Source organism: Winogradskyella pacifica, from assembly GCF_003386275.1.
GTDB lineage: Bacteria > Bacteroidota > Bacteroidia > Flavobacteriales > Flavobacteriaceae > Winogradskyella > Winogradskyella pacifica.
Genome location: NZ_QREI01000011.1, coordinates 121,982 through 138,514, shown reverse-complemented (window position 1 = coordinate 138,514; position 16,533 = coordinate 121,982). Strand labels below are relative to the sequence as shown.

The 16,533-nt window shown below is 33.3% G+C and carries 11 protein-coding genes and 1 pseudogene; 6 read left to right on the top strand and 6 right to left on the bottom strand.

Annotation, left to right across the window (positions count from 1 at the left end):
• A partial coding sequence (locus tag DFQ09_RS18090; RefSeq protein ID WP_115812916.1) for an NHL domain-containing protein occupies nucleotides 1-949 on the top strand: 949 nt, incomplete at its 5' end.
• Nucleotides 950-1,000: 51 nt separating this feature from the next.
• On the opposite strand, the pseudogene DFQ09_RS18085 reads toward DFQ09_RS18090, so the two are convergent.
• The 6 genes and pseudogenes from DFQ09_RS18085 to DFQ09_RS18060 form a co-directional block, all read right to left on the bottom strand.
• A pseudogene (locus DFQ09_RS18085) lies at nucleotides 1,001-1,372 on the bottom strand (transposase); the annotation flags it as partial.
• Between the two features lie 172 nt (nucleotides 1,373-1,544).
• A complete protein-coding gene (locus DFQ09_RS18080; protein WP_115812914.1) occupies nucleotides 1,545-2,192 on the bottom strand; it encodes a hypothetical protein in 648 nt (215 codons plus the stop codon).
• Between the two features lie 153 nt (nucleotides 2,193-2,345).
• Nucleotides 2,346-3,830, bottom strand: coding sequence for a hypothetical protein (locus tag DFQ09_RS18075; RefSeq protein ID WP_115812912.1), 1,485 nt, complete (start codon nucleotides 3,828-3,830; stop codon nucleotides 2,346-2,348).
• Entirely contained in the window at nucleotides 3,812-5,368 is a 1,557-nt protein-coding gene (locus DFQ09_RS18070) for a VPA1262 family N-terminal domain-containing protein (protein WP_115812910.1), read from the bottom strand. The genes DFQ09_RS18075 and DFQ09_RS18070 overlap by 19 nt, the downstream gene beginning before the upstream one ends.
• 188 nt (nucleotides 5,369-5,556) lie before the next feature.
• Entirely contained in the window at nucleotides 5,557-6,567 is a 1,011-nt protein-coding gene (locus DFQ09_RS18065; RefSeq protein WP_115812908.1) for a hypothetical protein, read from the bottom strand.
• A gap of 455 nt (nucleotides 6,568-7,022) precedes the next feature.
• Nucleotides 7,023-7,277 carry a helix-turn-helix transcriptional regulator gene (locus tag DFQ09_RS18060; protein ID WP_115812936.1) on the bottom strand — a complete coding sequence of 85 codons (255 nt, stop codon included), beginning with the start codon at nucleotides 7,275-7,277 and terminating at the stop codon, nucleotides 7,023-7,025.
• Between the two features lie 357 nt (nucleotides 7,278-7,634).
• Between DFQ09_RS18060 and DFQ09_RS18055 the strand changes: the two genes are divergently transcribed.
• The 5 genes from DFQ09_RS18055 to DFQ09_RS18035 all read left to right on the top strand — a co-directional run bounded on the left by DFQ09_RS18055 (nucleotide 7,635) and on the right by DFQ09_RS18035 (nucleotide 16,512).
• The gene (locus tag DFQ09_RS18055) at nucleotides 7,635-8,168 is read left to right on the top strand and encodes an RNA polymerase sigma-70 factor (protein WP_115812906.1); all 534 of its coding nucleotides are present in this window, start codon (nucleotides 7,635-7,637) and stop codon (nucleotides 8,166-8,168) included.
• A gap of 59 nt (nucleotides 8,169-8,227) precedes the next feature.
• A complete protein-coding gene (locus DFQ09_RS18050; protein ID WP_115812904.1) occupies nucleotides 8,228-9,397 on the top strand; it encodes a FecR family protein in 1,170 nt (389 codons plus the stop codon).
• 149 nt (nucleotides 9,398-9,546) lie between these two features.
• Nucleotides 9,547-12,792, top strand: coding sequence for a SusC/RagA family TonB-linked outer membrane protein (locus DFQ09_RS18045; protein ID WP_245940388.1), 3,246 nt, complete (start codon nucleotides 9,547-9,549; stop codon nucleotides 12,790-12,792).
• 9 nt (nucleotides 12,793-12,801) lie between these two features.
• Nucleotides 12,802-14,205, top strand: coding sequence for a RagB/SusD family nutrient uptake outer membrane protein (locus DFQ09_RS18040; RefSeq protein WP_115812900.1), 1,404 nt, complete (start codon nucleotides 12,802-12,804; stop codon nucleotides 14,203-14,205).
• 12 nt (nucleotides 14,206-14,217) lie between these two features.
• Nucleotides 14,218-16,512 (top strand): zinc-dependent metalloprotease, encoded by a 2,295-nt coding sequence (locus DFQ09_RS18035; protein WP_115812898.1) that lies wholly within the window; start codon nucleotides 14,218-14,220, stop codon nucleotides 16,510-16,512.
• Nucleotides 16,513-16,533: the final 21 nt, after the last annotated feature.

The window sequence follows — 16,533 nt, the reverse complement described above, 5'->3', positions numbered from 1 at the left end:
TCATACAATTCGTAAAATAGATAATTCAGGAATAATTACAACTATTGCAGGAACTGGAGTTGCAGGTTATTCTGGTGATGGTGGATTAGCTACTTCTGCACAATTAAATGGATCATTTGGACTTACTTTTGATATTAGTGGCAATTTATTAATTGCTGACCGTCACAATAATGTTATTAGACAAATTGATAACTCTGGAATAATTACAACTATTGCAGGAACTGGAGTTGCAGGTTATTCTGGTGATGGTGGATTAGCTACTTCTGCACAATTAAATGATATAAGAGCAGTTGCTTTCAATTCTCTTGGCGAAATGTATATAACTGATGGTGCTAACCACGTAATTAGAAAAATAGATAATTCTGGATTTATAAGTACAGTTTATGGTAATAATACGCAAGGTTACTCAGGTGATGGAGGGTTGGCTACTTCTGCTCAATTAAATTATCCAAGAGATTTAATATTTGATAACAATGACAATCTTTATTTTTCTTCAGCTTCGAACCATACAATTCGTAAAATAGATAATTCAGGAATAATTACAACTATTGCAGGAACTGGAGTTGCAGGTTATTCTGGTGATGGTGGATTAGCTACTTCTGCACAATTAAATAGTCCTTATGGCATAACATTTGACACAGATGGAAACTTATTAATTTCTGATAGGATGAATAATATTATTAGGCAATTAAACAATGTTATATTGTCAACTAACGATTTTTTTACAGACAAAGGATCAGTAATTATATATCCTAATCCTTCAAATGATTTTATTCAATTATCAGGCTTGTCTAAAAAGGAAAAGTATAAAATCTATAACATATTAGGTTCTGAAATAGCGTCTGGAAGTATTTCTAATAAAGACAGAGTTAATGTTAAAAACTTTACCAATGGACTTTACTTATTAAAATTTGATAACGGAAATACGATTAAATTTATAAAAGAATAAAAAATAACGTTTGCTAACAAAGTACTGTGGTAAAAAACAAGTGAAAACTTATTAATTTATTGCTAAAGTACTTCTGTAATTATTATCATAGGTTAGACCAGATTTTGCGATAGCAAAAGCCTGTTTTAAAAGCTTATTACAAACCGCTATTAAGGCTAATTTTTTGCTCTTTCCTTTGGCGACCAATCGCTCATAAATTGCTTTGCAAGCATGGTTATATTTACAAGCATTAAAACTGCACATAAATAATAAATTACGAAGCTTTTGATTCCCTATTTTGCTAATCCTACTTCGTCCATTTACACTGCTACCGCTCTTTCTAACTACAGGAGTCAAGCCGGCATAACTACAGAGTTCACTACCACTTGTAAAGCGCTCAAATCCATAGGTAAGAACCACTAACATCAATGCTGTGTTGTTTCCATTGGGTGCCGAAGAAGACGCCTTTACGAAACAATGGAAAAAGAGAACGTAATCGATTTTAGCTTGTATATTTCCACACCACCATTACACAACAAATAATGGCTAAAATTATTAATAATACAATAATATGGTTAGCATAATTTTTAGGCTCGTTCTCTTTTAAAGGTTTGTTTTATTTGGCTACTTCAAGGTTCCATTTTAGTTGAATATTTTTATTCACTTTAATTTTATTAAAAATCGCCTTTCTGTGAGCGGCACCAACGAGAAATACAGCAGTTTCAAATTCATTATTTTTAACATACGAGTTAATGTTTTCTAGCATTTCATTTTCTCTATTGTCAATCACACTCAGCCAATTTTTGTACACGTTTGTATATTCCAAATTTTCTAATTGAGAAATAACATTTTTTTCTCTTTCAGACATTTCATCAAATACTTGAATGCTTTCGTCACTATTTAAATATTCAAAGCCAAACAAATGCGTATTTTCATTGTTTTTTTTCAATGCATTTGAGAATTTTTCATCTTGATTTATTATACCAAACAATTCTTCAACTTGTTTTCTGAAAATTGAACTCGGTGCAGGAAAACTGTCTATTGCTACAAAAGAAAACGAATGATATTTAGATAGTTTTTCAATTGCATTAAACTCAAGGGAAGAGTGAATTAATCCTTTTTTAAAGTCTTCAAATAATTGCTTAGAAGTTTCACAAAATACAACATCAGGTTTAATCTTATTGAGTATTTCAAACAATCGTTCAGAAGTGCAATTGCCTTTCTCTCTATGGACAGTAGATACAAGATAAATATTGATATTCAATTTGTAAGATTAGTATTTATAAAGTCAGCATTACGGTAAATTGTATGAGTAGTGGCAGATTGCGTGGCACTTTCTTGTCAAATAGCTACGCAGTTTGAGCGGGCTACTTGCCTTGATATTTAGTGCTTTGCCTGCCATTACTTATACAAAATGTTAGCGGTTCGTGCTTTCTATATTTTCCTTCATTACTTTTATTAATGCATCTCTTTTATCTTCAATAAATCGACTAATCAATATGCTATTAGATTCAAAATCGGAAAAGCTTTTAAGCATTTCTTTATTATTCATTTCTTTTCCTTTAAATGCATAAGTCAATAAATATAAACGTGTCAGAAGTAAATTAAAAGTCGTAATCTGCTGTGTTTGTGATTCAGTCCAAATAGAGACGATATACTGTAAATCATTGAAGCAATTATTCATATTGTCAATAATATCAGAGTCGTCAAACTTTTCATAAAAATATTCCACGATAAAATCGCAATAATCAGTAAGTAATAAATCATCTTGATATTCATCGGAATTACTTATTTTATTATAAAATGTCTCCCATTTATTATGCACTTGTTCAAGCATTTCCAAGTATCTATCTTCAGTAGCCGATTTTTTAAAATTATCTTTGAAAATATTTTTGGCTTCATGATAGAATGTATGTTTACTTATCTCAAAACAATCACTTATAATATCCTCCTGTAATTTGTTTGAATTTAAAGCTAAAGTTTCTGCAAGTGCATTATTAAAAATTTTGCTTTTTGGAAAATACAAAACAGATTGCTTAAAAAAACTAGTATCAGATACTAGTTTTAAAAGGCAGTTTTTTACTAATCGAACATTTTGATTATTTAAATTCTCCTCTAATTCATGCCTTGTTGTTTGACGAATTAATTCAAAATTAAACCATTTATTCGTTAATGATTTTTCTTCTGAAATCGCAAAAAGTTGTTCTCTTGTAAAACTTTGCAAACAGAATATAAAGCTCTGAGGACTAGAGAGATTTTTAAGTGCTTTTATAAATAGCCCAAAGTTTAGTATGTATAAAGCTTTGACGATATGCTCTAATAGAAAATTAAAATGAAAACCCTTCCCTCCTCTTTCAATGGCTTCAATTAGGCTATATGTATTTTTTATGTTATTGTTTTTAATCCCTTCTTCATATTCTTTCAGCATTTCTTTTTCATGATATGGTACTCCTGATTGTGCTTTTATATCAAAAGAAATTTTATTTAACAATTCAATGATTTTTTCTGCAATCCCCTTTGTATCATTACTTGAATAATCATTGTGTTGTAAAAAGTATTTTATATTTGCCAACAAATAGCAGTTTATGTTTAAAAACAAAATAAGAGACTTTAAATCAACACCTTCTATACTCTTTACAAAATAGAGGTTTGCAGTTTGTACTATCGTTGAAAGTTCTGTAATCTCACCATTATCTGAAATAATCGCATTGTTTTTTGCCTTTGAAACAATCTTCCTAATTTCATTGTCTGTTTTAATCAGTTTATTGTTACTCTCAATATTCAAAAGAGACTCTATTTTCTCTGTTTCAAGAGATTCTAAATTTTCACGAAGAGAAGAGTGAATCTCTGTCGAACCTAGTTGTTCAATGGCTTTTATTACTACTATTTCGGATTTTTCCATACTAAGCAATCTGAATTATTTAAGTTGTCCCAAAGTTCATTGAAAGCATCAACAACAGGTTGAGGATGGGAAACCTCTTGTAAAATATGATGACTTTTTCCGTAAGAATTAATAGATGTTCCTAATGAATAGACTTTAGACCTTTTTAGTTCATTGCTTGGAAAAATTAAAAATCTATCATGGAATGACCATCCAAAATTTCCATGTTGTATCCTAAACTCAATGTTCAAGTGATAATTGTTGTTTATAGGATTTTCAAATTCGCCCTTATAGTTTTCTATTATGTCTGATGCTGTTTTTCCTTTTAGGTCATAAACACTTTTTACCGTATCAGTAATAGAACCAATAGCCTTTAAAGGAACTCCTCCATCTGCTGAAAAATATAAAGTATTAAAAATATCATTCGGACTTAGAAATGGGTCCCAAATAAACGCACCGTTTTTCCCATGTTGTTTAATTAATAATCTTAAATCCTCAACTGTTCCTTTTTTTGATGAGTTATATTGTTTAAAAGCAAGATTTTTTTCTAATTGTTTTTTTTCAGCATCGTACAAATTATTGCTAATAAAATCAGTATAGCTATGCTTTGCTTTTTTATTTCGAGGTCCTTCATTACTTGATACTTGAACTTGAACCATTTTTCCATCTAGTTCAAACAATCGTGGTTCTGGACTTACAATTCCCATATTAAAAGAGAAATTACGAATAAAACTACCTGAAAATGTAGAAAGAATTAGACTCGGTTCTTTTCTCCAAATTTTTATATGATTAATCTGGTCAAGATTTCCAATGTTAACTGATTGTGTTGAACTTTTATTATAATCTTCAATGGTGCTTCCCATGTAATTCTTATCAAATGTTGATTCAACTTGAAGCAAACATTCGGGTATAGATTTTAATTTCTTATGCCATGAAAAGTCTATGATTACGCCATCCCAAGTCTTTAATGCTCTTGCGTCTGAATGTAAAATTGTAATTGGAAATTGAAATATAAAATTGCCAATTCTATCTCTTACCACAGATAAATCAATTGGAACTATATTCTTTATTTTATCACTTATAACATTGAGTTTCGACAGATTTTCAATATTTAAGAGGTCGTCAAAATTTGATTTATCCTCGTCAAAAAATTCAAGAATATATGAACCAGTATAGTTGTTTTTTAAAACCTTATTTATTCTATTTCCATCAATAGAAGGTATGTATTGTTTTGATAAACCATTGAGTTTGGGGAAATTTGAAATACTTTTCCCTTCGTAAAGCCACTTACCTTTCGATTTTAAAATATTGTAGTTTTGTTCAGCTTCAGTCAATGACAGCCAATATCTCTGAATCCCGATATTATATTCTTTATTAACAGAAATAGGCTTGCAAAGAAACTGTTGTTTTCTACCGACGAATGGTTTTTCTTCGAATACGGAAATCGTATAAAAATTGAAAGTTGTCTTATCCTTCTTCCTTATTAAAAACAGCTCTGTAATTTCACAGCTCTGGTAAAATCCTACATTTCCATTTTTTGTTAAGGTTTTAAAATCCATAATTTTAATACAATTTGATATACTTGGCAGATGGTTTTTCTTGCATGACCGCTAACGTTTATGTATAAGAATAGTTGCGGGTTTGTATGCTAGGGTTTTCCGAAGGAAAATCAGACGTTACAAACACGCAACGACCTTTGTTTAAGCACTAAATCGCAATTATTTTTATACGGTGTTACCCAACGTATTTATTTCCAAATTATTTCTTTTTTAATTATTCCATAGAGGTTTGTCACAAAGAAAAATAACAAACCAAAATTTATTCCGATAAGAAGATTTGATAATGATTTTTTTAACTCAAGATCTTGAATCATAAAATATGTAAAAAAAGGAAATAGTACTCCAAAAACTAAACTTGAAATAAGAATTACAAAAATAATTAGATTTATTCCAGAAAGTCCTTTTCTTAAATCAAGCAAGAGTTGATATAGTTCTTTAAAATAATGTTCGTTCATATCATCACATATTTCGCTCATTAATTTGTTGTCAAGTTCATAGTCTGCATATTTTGGATTGATTCTAATACAAGCATCCAAAATGTATTTTTGCGATTTCTTACTTAATCTGCCGTAATGTATGAATTGATAGTCTTTTTGAAACGCATATCCTAGTCTACTTGCGTAGTCAACTTCAACCCATTTTTGTACATGTTCAAAGTTATATCTGCCTTTTACTTGATAATCTTTATATAGTTCGTCTCCAGGTCTTATATTGTCACTTTTTCTATCATAAACAAGACTAATCATTCCTAAATACAAACCTGTTTGGCTTTCTTTATATCTTTCATCTTTCTGTAATTTTTCAATTGCTTCTTTTTCTTCAGGTTGATAATCACTTATTGATAACATTTTTAAATCGTAATAATCTATACGTTTGTAAGCTTTTTGACCTAAAAGACTTTTAGTAGCATTATCATCTTCCCAAACTCCGTAAAAATCAGTTAGTTTTTTTAAAATTCTTCTAAATTCAGTTATTTTTTGAGAGAAAACTATTGCTTCTTCGTGTGTTTCTTTATTGATAGTTAAAATCCAAGAAATTCGATTGAAAAAATATGTTACGAGAATTGCAGAAAAAAGTCCATTAATTGTTAAAATCAGTTCAAGACTATTTTTAGTAAATTCTGGTTCAGATGATCTATTGTTTAAAGTAACAAACAATAAAATAGTGAGTTGAATTGAAATAATTCCCAATAAAATCATAGTCCAATTCCAGCTTTCTAGCTCGTAAATTGTTCGGTAGTAAAGGTTGGTTATTTTATTTATCAATGTTTGTTATATATGTTGGGTAACAATTGAATACAAACAATTATTCATATCCAATCTATAACGCCAACCACAAATCTAACACAATTTTATAATAATCAGACTAGTACAAAAAAAATAAAACAGCTATTATAAACACTTCAAATTAGTAATAACATTTTTTTTCTTTAACTTTAACTATGGCAAAATCAAAACTCCCTAGATGGATTAGAATCCTTCAGTATTATCTAAATTGCTTGTGGTACTATGTTTTGTTTCCATTAGGCGCTAAAGAAGACGACTTTACCAAACAATGGAAAAAGAGAAATTAAGTCTTCTTAACTTATACGATAACGAATCCTCAAATTAAGACGTTATAATTGATATCATTAATACTATAATTAAATAGTATTTTAACAATCAGAAAATAATTCACTATCAAAAAAATCTTTTAATGATATATTAATCATTTTACAGAATCGCTTTATAGTATGTATGGAAATACCTCTGCTATCTTTAGTGTTTTCCCAACGGCTAATTATTTGTCTATCCACAAAATGAGCTTCAGCAAATTTAGATTGACTTTTATTCACGTTCAATCTTAATTCTTTCACTCTTAATGCTACTCTTTTATTAAATTCTATATCTTCTGACTTCAATTTGGACATACTGCAATTTTGACATTTAATTAATAAATGTTGTAATCCATTTGGATGACAAAAAATAAATTTGTTATATTTGTAATCAATTACATAAATTTGCGATTCTTCGTATTTAAAAATATTTGAAGCCATCGCTTTGAGTCTCTCAATAGAAAACTGGTAATTTTTGCAGATGAGATGATAAGTAGATAGGCTCACGTCCCGGGCGTGAGCTCTCTTATCTCTGCACGGTATACCAGTACCTCTATTGGATAAGTTGAGTTCCACGCCCTATTTTTTCTGCATAGTTTGAAAATTAATAAAACGCATGGTACTCTACATTAAAAGGAAATTTTAAAAATTTCCTTTAAATACCAATGCATTATGTCTGAAGGCCAAGTACACCCCAAAAATTTGGACGGGTTGAAGTCACTTTTTGAGACCCTCTACCCTTCGTTGTGCTTATTTGCCAACAACTATCTTAATGATATGGATACGTCTAAGGATGTTGTACAAGAGGTATTTATTAAGATATGGGAACGAGACACCCCATATCCAAATTTTTATGCGATAAAATCCTTATTGTATACATCCGTTAAAAACCGTTGTTTAGACTATCTGAAAAGTAAATATCACAGGAGTATGGTTCAATCTCCAGATATTGACTTTGACCATATGGTAAGCGATACGTTTTTTTATACCCAATTAATACTTACAGATACCTATGCCCAGCTAGAGACTGCCATAAAGCAACTCCCCAATAAAAGTGAAGCCGTTATTAGGTTAACGCTAAATGCCTATACTAATAAAGAAATCGCTGAAGAACTCTCTATAAGCAAAAACACCGTTAAATCTCAAAAGCGTATTGCCTATAAGAAACTAAGGCATGCTCTTGGCAGCCTCCTAAATATTTTTTAATTCTTTTTACACCCTCTTTTTAACTTTTGTCGTTTTGGTGTTATAACCCAAGGTTTATAATGACAATTTTTAGAGACATATTTAAACTCAGCAAGAAGCTATCTAAAGCTTTGCTTGAAAATAAAGGCTTACAAGATTTGGAAACGTCTGATTTGTTTTTAGATGATGCCAAGACGCATATTAAACAACATCTATCTAACGAAGCCATTAAAGAAAATTTAGAACTACTTAACCAAATTGATAAGGAGGCTGATTGGAAAAATGTAGCGGAGGGTATCTCTGGTTATGGTAAAGTAAAACCTAAAAAGCATTTTTCTATTTCTTCTTTTTACAAAATAGCCGCTGCTATTCTGATATTTATTTCTATTGGTTATCTGATAATTAACAATAGCATCGAAAATGAGGATTTAGATACCTCAACTACCGAAATTTTAGCAGGAACGGATAAAGCCATTTTAACGCTAGATGATGGTAGCGCTATAGTTCTTGATGAGAAAAAACAATATAAAAATGCTATGGTTAAAAGTGACGGCGAGCGCTTAACGTATACCAAAGCCAATACCTCGTCTAAACGCGCTTTTAATTATCTCACAGTTCCTAGAGGAGGGCAGTATCAAATTGCATTATCTGATGGCACTTTAGTGTGGTTAAATGCAGACAGCAAACTAAAGTACCCTGTAAATTTTGTTGAAGGAGAGCCTCGCATTGTTGAGTTAGTCTATGGCGAGGCTTACTTTGAAGTATCGCCTAGTGCCGAGCATCAGGGTAATCATTTTAAAGTGCTAACCAAACAACAAGAGGTGGACGTTCTTGGTACAATATTTAATATAAAGGCCTACAATGATGAGCCCTATATGTATACCACGTTGGTTGAGGGCCGCATAACTATTCGTATAGATGACACCTTAGAGCAATTAATCCCCACAGAGCAAACTCAGGTAGAACTGAGAACAAACCAGTTGACTAAGTCTATAGTGCATGTGGATTATGATGTGGCTTGGGTTAAGGGCTACTTTAATTTTAAAGATACTTCTTTAATAGATATTATGCGCGTTCTATCGCGATGGTATGATGTTACCATCATCTTTGAAACACAAGCTTTAGAACATGTAAAATTCAGTGGCCTACTCCATAAGCAACAGAATATTGAAGATATTTTAAACGGAATTAAAAACACAAAATTTATAAATGCCTATGACCTAAAAAACAAGACGATTACAATTAAATAAGAAAAGGGAATAAAGCTACTACCTGGACAGTAACGCGCTAAATCCCCTTTATACACTAACCGGTTTTAAACCAATTAACGCACAAATTTATGCAAATTAAATTTACAAGCCTGCATTTCTTTCGATGGAAAGGCATGTCGATGTTCATCATGAAAATTTTTTTACTCCTATTCTGCACTACTGCTTTTAGTCTTGCACCAAGCGCTACTTTTTCGCAAAACGAGAAAGTGACCATCGCCTCTGATAAGACTATGACTATTTATGAGGTGTTGGAACTAATAGGAAAACAAACAGAGTGTACCTTTATTTATCAGTCTGATATATTTAAAGATGTACCAGATATTTCTCTAACGAAGGGTGTGATTAAGGTTAAGGCATTATTACAGCAATATCTTCCAGAATCGGATTACACTATTACAACGACTAACGACACTTATATTACCATTAGTAAAAAGGTCTTAAAACCAACAAAACAGCGTCAAATTGAAGTTAAAGGTCAAATTACAGACACCGAAGGACTTCCTATTTCTGGGGCGTTTATATCTATAAAAGGAAGTCATAAAGGCACTACGTCGTTAATTGATGGCACCTATAGTATAAATGCTAGCGCTGATGATATTCTTGTCTTTTCGTATTTAGGTTTTTTAAGTCAGACTATTCCTGTTGATGGGCAACAAGAGATTAATGTGCAGTTGCAAGACGATGTTACCGCGTTTGATGCTGTGATACTAAATGCGGGGTATTACTCTGTAAAAGAAAGCGAAAGCACCGGTAGCATAGTAAAAGTAACCCAAAAGGATATAGAACAACAACCGATTTCTAACCCATTGGCTGCGCTGCAGGGAAGAGTTTCTGGAGTAGAAATTGTGCAAACCTCTGGCGTGGCCGGTGCTGGGTTTGATATAAAAATTAGAGGGCAGAATAGTATACGTTCTACTGGAAACCAACCGCTATACGTTATTGATGGCGTGCCTTACTCATCGTCAAGTCTGGGGGAGCAACAAGCCTCTATAATCATTCCAGGAACTGGTATAAGTCCATTAAACAACATCAATCCTACAGATATTGAAAGTATTGAAATACTTAAAGATGCAGATGCCACGGCTATTTATGGCTCTCGTGGTGCGAATGGTGTTGTTTTAATAACCACCAAGAAAGGTAAATATGGTGCTACCAAAGTACAGCTTAATATATCGTCTGGTTTGGGCGTTGTATCTAACACCCTTGATTTACTTAATACCTCCGAATATTTAACGATGCGAAGGGAAGCCTTTGCAAATGATGGTATTGACCCTATCCCCTTTTACGCCTATGATGTTAATGGAGTTTGGGACCAAAATAGGGAAACCGATTGGCAGAAAGCGTTATTTGGAAAAGCTAGCTATCTTACCAATTTTCAAGGATCTATATCTGGTGGTAATGAGCAAACTCAATTTTTATTGAGTGGTAATGTACACGAGCAGACTAGCACATTTCCTGGTGATTATAAAAATGATAAAATCTCTGCTTTAGCCAATGTAAAACACCATACTAAAAACAATAAGTTATCGCTTCAACTCTCCTCAAATTACACTAGCAATCTTAATAACTTGCCAAGCGATCCTTCCTTAATTTTTACAGCACTTAGTTTAGCACCCAATGCTCCTAATCTGTATACCGAAGATGGGGCTCTTAATTGGGAAAACTCTACATGGATAAATCCGCTCAGTGGTTTAGAAAGCAATTACAACTCACAAACCTCTACGCTTATTACTAATGCCACCATTAGCTATAAGCTATTGGAAACGTTAAATATAAACACCAATTTAGGTTTTACAGAAGATCATCTTAGAGAACTCAATACTGTACCCTCTACCATCTATGACCCTGCTTATGGGTTAGGTGCTGAATCTTCGTATGCTATTCATAATGTTGCGCAAAGAACCTCTTGGATTGTAGAACCTCAGCTTAATTGGAGTCACACTTTAAAAGATACAAAAATTGAATCCCTTGCAGGATTCACTTTTCAAGAGCAAAACGATAATCGTTTATCTCACTTAGCATTTGGATTTTCAAATAATAACTTTATTGAAAATATCTCAGCAGCTTCGGAGCAATATACGCTCGCCGATATACAAACAACCTATCGCTATCAGGCGATTTTTGGGCGCATTAACCTTAACCATTATGACAAGTATTTTCTCAATTTTACAGGCCGACGGGATGGCTCTAGCCGCTTTGGCCCTCACAAACGATTTGCCAATTTTGGCGCTATAGGTGCGGCTTGGATTTTTTCGAATGAACACTTTTTAGAGGATTTAGATTTTTTAAGTTTTGGTAAACTAAGAGCAAGCTATGGTACATCTGGCAATGATCAAATTGGAGATTACCAATATCTAGATACCTATTCGTTTGGCAGCGGACACTATCAAAACACTATTGGTTTAATGCCTTCTCGACTTTTTAATCCTGATTTCAGCTGGGAAGCAAACACTAAATTTGAAGTTGCCTTAGAATTAGGGGTACTGCAAGATCGTCTTTTTATCAGTGGTAATTATTACCGCAATCGTTCATCTAATCAGTTAGTAGGTCTTCCTCTCCCAGCAACTACGGGCTTCCCATCTATAAATGCGAATCTAAATGCCACAGTAGAAAATTCGGGTTGGGAGTTTTTAATAAATACTATAAATATTCATACCGATACTTTTAAATGGTCAACCTCTTTTAACCTTACAGTCCCAAAGAATCGATTAATAGCATTCCCTAACCTAGAAGGCTCTACCTATGCCAATCAATTGGTTATAGGTGAGCCTTTAAATATTATAAAAGCGTATCAATTAAACGGAGTTAATTCGGAAACGGGCTTGTATGAATTTGAAGATTTTAACGGAGATGGTATAATATCCGCTCAAGAAGATAAGCAACTCATTAAAGATCTTAGCCCTCAATTTTATGGTGGTTTTAGTAATAATCTAACCTATGGAAAATTTAACTTGGATATTTTATTTCAATTTACAAAACAACTAGGACGTAATTATTGGTCTACAGGTGGTGCTATTGTTGGTGCCATGGCTAACCAACCAAAAGAAGTATTAGACCGTTGGCAACATGTAGGCGATGAAAGCTCTGTTCAACGTTTTACTACTGGGTTAGATCCTGAAGGCATAGAAGCATCTCACAATTTTACTGAAAGTGATGGAGCTATTTCGGATGCCTCCTATCTCAGATTAAAAACGCTTTCATTATCCTATACCCTATCTCAAAACGAAAAAAACGGTATTGGATGTGAGTTATTTTTAAGGGCCCAGAACCTATGGACACTCACCAATTATATAGGCCTAGACCCTGAAACCACATACAGTGCCACCTTACCACCATTGCGATTTATAACCTTAGGAACACGTTTAACTTTTTAAACCCATAGTATGAAACCAATAGAAAATTTAAATCATATCTTCAACACCCTTTTATGGGGTACGTTTATATTTCTGACACTTCTACACACCTCTTGTGAGGATTTTACAGAAATTGATTCCCCCAATAATCAATTAATCGGCATACAAGTATTTGAAGATGCTTCTACCGTTGATGCGGCATTTGCACATATTTATAGTCAGTTAAGAGATGTTGCCTTTACTAGTGGGAATACCTCAGGACTCTCATATTTGATGGGGCATTTTACGGATGAACTCACTTTATATAGTAACAGTCAACCCGATGTGCAAAATTATTCAAATAACACTTTAATTTCTTCAGATGGCAAAGCAAACACCTTATGGAGTTCTGGCTATAACCTTATTTACGCTTCCAATCGGATTTTAGAAGGAGTTACTCATTCTAGCGCTTTATCGCAAGCCGATAAGGACCGCTTTTTAGGAGAAGCTTATTTTGTTAGAGCATTTATTCATTTTAATTTAATGAATCTATTTGGAGCGATACCTTATATTACTTCTACAGATTATCAAATCAATAAAAACGTCTCTAGGCTTGATACCGAAGTTATATACCAAAGCCTCATTGCAGATCTTCAACTTGCAAAAACGTTGTTGCCCGAAACGGATACTAGTTATAATAAGTTACGTCCCAATTTTTGGGTAGCCGCTGCACTTTTGGCTAAAGTATATCTTTATCATGAAGATTGGCAATTAGCGCATACCGAAGCTACAGACGTTATTTCTAATGGAGGTTATGTGCTATCGACTGATTTATCGCAAGTATTCCTAAAAACCAGTACAGCAACCTTATGGCAATTGGGTGAGGGTACCGCAGGAACTAATACTTTGGATGCCTTCACTTTTATTTTTGCTAGTGGCCCACCTCCCAACTCGGCTTTGTCTAGTTATTTGATTGCTGATTTTGAGGATGGAGATAGTCGTTTTACAAATTGGACAGGTGTCATCTCAGAAGAGGAAAACACTTGGTATTACCCCTATAAATATAAGTTAAATTCACCAACAGGAAACACCGAAGAATGTACCATTTTATTCCGACTTGCAGAACTTTATTTGATTGCTGCAGAAGCGTATGCCCATGATGAAAATATTTCAGAAGCTTTAAATTACCTAAACCCCATTAGAACTAGAGCCCTTTTAGACCCTATTACAACAAGTGATCTGGACGTGCTTTTAAATGCTATTTACCAAGAACGTAGGATAGAACTTTTTACAGAACAAGGTCATCGTTTTTTTGATTTAAAACGAACTGGACGAACTTTTACAGAATTAGCGCCAATAAAACCCCATTGGGAACCTTCGGATACTCTTTTACCGATACCAGAATCAGAATTGCTCCTCAACACTAATTTAAACCCTCAGAATGACGGCTATTAACATACCATAAAAATGATTAAATATATTAGACATATTACAACCCCTACAAAATTCAAATATAAACTTTTGTTTAGTTTGATTATTGTGTTAGTCGCCTGTCCCTTATGGGGGCAGGTTACCAACCCCCTTAAAGCTCATATAGAAGGAGATAGGCTCTTCATTGAACTAAACATTGCGTTACTCAATAAACCTTTACTTTTTGTAAAACATGGTATTGGGCATCATCAGGTTGTCTGGTCTAAACAAAACGATTTTATTGCACTTACTCTACCCCAAATTAAGTCCTCATCAGGTGTTATCATCCCTGTTGATAATAATTACCGGATTAAATCCATTATAATTGAACGATTCCCCATTGTAAAACATAAAAGTTCAGATCATTCCTTTTATTTCGATGCAACCGATTTATTGATACAAGACGCTATTAAATGGAATTTGAAAGCTCCAGAAACTGTTCTTGAAAATCAATCTTATATTAAAGGAGTTGCTTATCTAGCAAACGAAACCATCATTAAAACGAAGAGCACCATTCTATCTAATGGCAATAAACGCACATTAGATGTAGACTTTAGTTTCTTTATTCTGCCTGATCCGATGAAGGCAAGATTATTTGACCACAGGATGGGGTTTTACAGTGAAGATAATTATAGTGAAATCAATGCTTTTCCTAGAACCAAAAAAGCTAGTATTACAAGATGGCGGATGGAAAAAAAGCATAAAAACAAAAAGATAAGTGAACCTATTAACCCCATTGTGTTCTACTTTGATCCTGCAACGCCCGATAAATGGAAACCCTATATAAAGGCAGGAGTAATGGAATGGCTGCCTGTCTTTGAAGCTGCTGGATTTAAAAATGCCATCGACGTGAGGGATGTTCCTAATAGTAAAGAAAAATGGTCAAACTATAGTGTTAACCACTCTATGATACGTTGGTTAAATTATGAAGGAGTTCGGGGTAGCGAGGGTAAGTCAGGCTCTAGCGTTAGTAAGATTATTGATTTTCGTTCAGGAGAAATTTTAAAGTCAGATATTCTGTTAGCGAGCTCTTATCAGAGCTTGTCTGATGACTATTTTGTTCGGTGTGCTCCTTTGGATAAGCGTGCACAACAATATCCCTTATCAGATGAACTAATAGGGGAATTGATACAGTTTGTGACGGCTCACGAAGCCGGTCACGCCTTCGGTCTTAGAGATGCCCATTATGGAGAATATGCTTATCCATTTGAAAAGATGCGTGATAAAAAATGGTTAAAACAAATGGGGCATACCCCTAGTGTTATGACCTATGCTCGACATAATTATATCGTTCAACCCGAAGACGGTATCTCCCCCTCAGTACTCATACAAAAGGTAGGGCCTGCCGATACTCATCAAATTAAATGGGGATATCAAATTTTCTCTGATTCCACCGATTCCAACAACGATTTAAATTATCTCGAAAAAATTATTCGGCAGCAAGATTCTATTGCATGGTACAGGTACAATATCGAATACGAGGACATAATAGGTCCAGGAAGTACAAATGAAGTGGTGGATAACAATAACCCGGTTAAAAGTACGGAACTGGGATTAAAAAATATGAAACGGGTTTTGGAGCTTTTACCAAGGGTAAATAAAAATCAAAAAGATAATGCTCTATTGGAAAGACTCTATGATAAAACACTCTATTTATGGTATCAGGAGATGACTCACGTCATGTCACTTATTGGAGGCTATACCATTCACTACAAAGCTGGCCATCAACCTGGTGATGTATATACACCTATTCCTATTCTGTCCCAGGAAGAAGCAATGGAATTCTTATTATTGAATGCCTTCGAGGTTCCAGATTGGTTATACAACCCTTCTTTTCTATCTAGAATACGGTACTCGGCCAAATCTGATAAACTTATTGAGTATCAGTTAAAACTAATATCCGAACTAACAACACCCCAAAGGACGAAGCGACTTGAACGAACGGATGTTTTAATGGGATTTGAAGGCATAATTAAAAAGTTATTTTCAAAATTAAGACTAGGATTGTTTTACGAACTAAATCACGACAAGGTACAAATTGATAGACGTAAACAGGAATTACAAAGAGCCTATATTGGTCGTTTAGGTGAGGCCATTATACAGCATAGGGTATATACTAATGTTGGATTTGGTACAAATGAGTTTTTATATAGTAACTATATAAAAACTATTTTTATGTCCGAATTATTGTCCTTGGAAAAACAAATTAGGTACAGATTTAAAGCCACCGAGGACGAAAACACTATAAACCATTTAAAGTTATGTTTGATTCAAATAAAGAAGTACACATAAAATTTTAATTACGAAAAAGAA

What these genes read in the sequence shown, in the direction of transcription:
- DFQ09_RS18075 (WP_115812912.1), bottom strand. Translation starts at nt 3,830, where the DNA reads ATGGAAAAATCCGAAATAGTAGTAATAAAAGCCATTGAACAACTAGGT.
- DFQ09_RS18070 (WP_115812910.1), bottom strand. Translation starts at nt 5,368, where the DNA reads ATGGATTTTAAAACCTTAACAAAAAATGGAAATGTAGGATTTTACCAG.
- DFQ09_RS18065 (WP_115812908.1), bottom strand. Translation starts at nt 6,567, where the DNA reads ATGATTTTATTGGGAATTATTTCAATTCAACTCACTATTTTATTGTTT.
- DFQ09_RS18060 (WP_115812936.1), bottom strand. Translation starts at nt 7,277, where the DNA reads ATGTCCAAATTGAAGTCAGAAGATATAGAATTTAATAAAAGAGTAGCA.
- DFQ09_RS18055 (WP_115812906.1), top strand. Translation starts at nt 7,635, where the DNA reads ATGTCTGAAGGCCAAGTACACCCCAAAAATTTGGACGGGTTGAAGTCA.
- DFQ09_RS18050 (WP_115812904.1), top strand. Translation starts at nt 8,228, where the DNA reads ATGACAATTTTTAGAGACATATTTAAACTCAGCAAGAAGCTATCTAAA.
- DFQ09_RS18045 (WP_245940388.1), top strand. Translation starts at nt 9,547, where the DNA reads ATGAAAATTTTTTTACTCCTATTCTGCACTACTGCTTTTAGTCTTGCA.
- DFQ09_RS18040 (WP_115812900.1), top strand. Translation starts at nt 12,802, where the DNA reads ATGAAACCAATAGAAAATTTAAATCATATCTTCAACACCCTTTTATGG.
- DFQ09_RS18035 (WP_115812898.1), top strand. Translation starts at nt 14,218, where the DNA reads ATGATTAAATATATTAGACATATTACAACCCCTACAAAATTCAAATAT.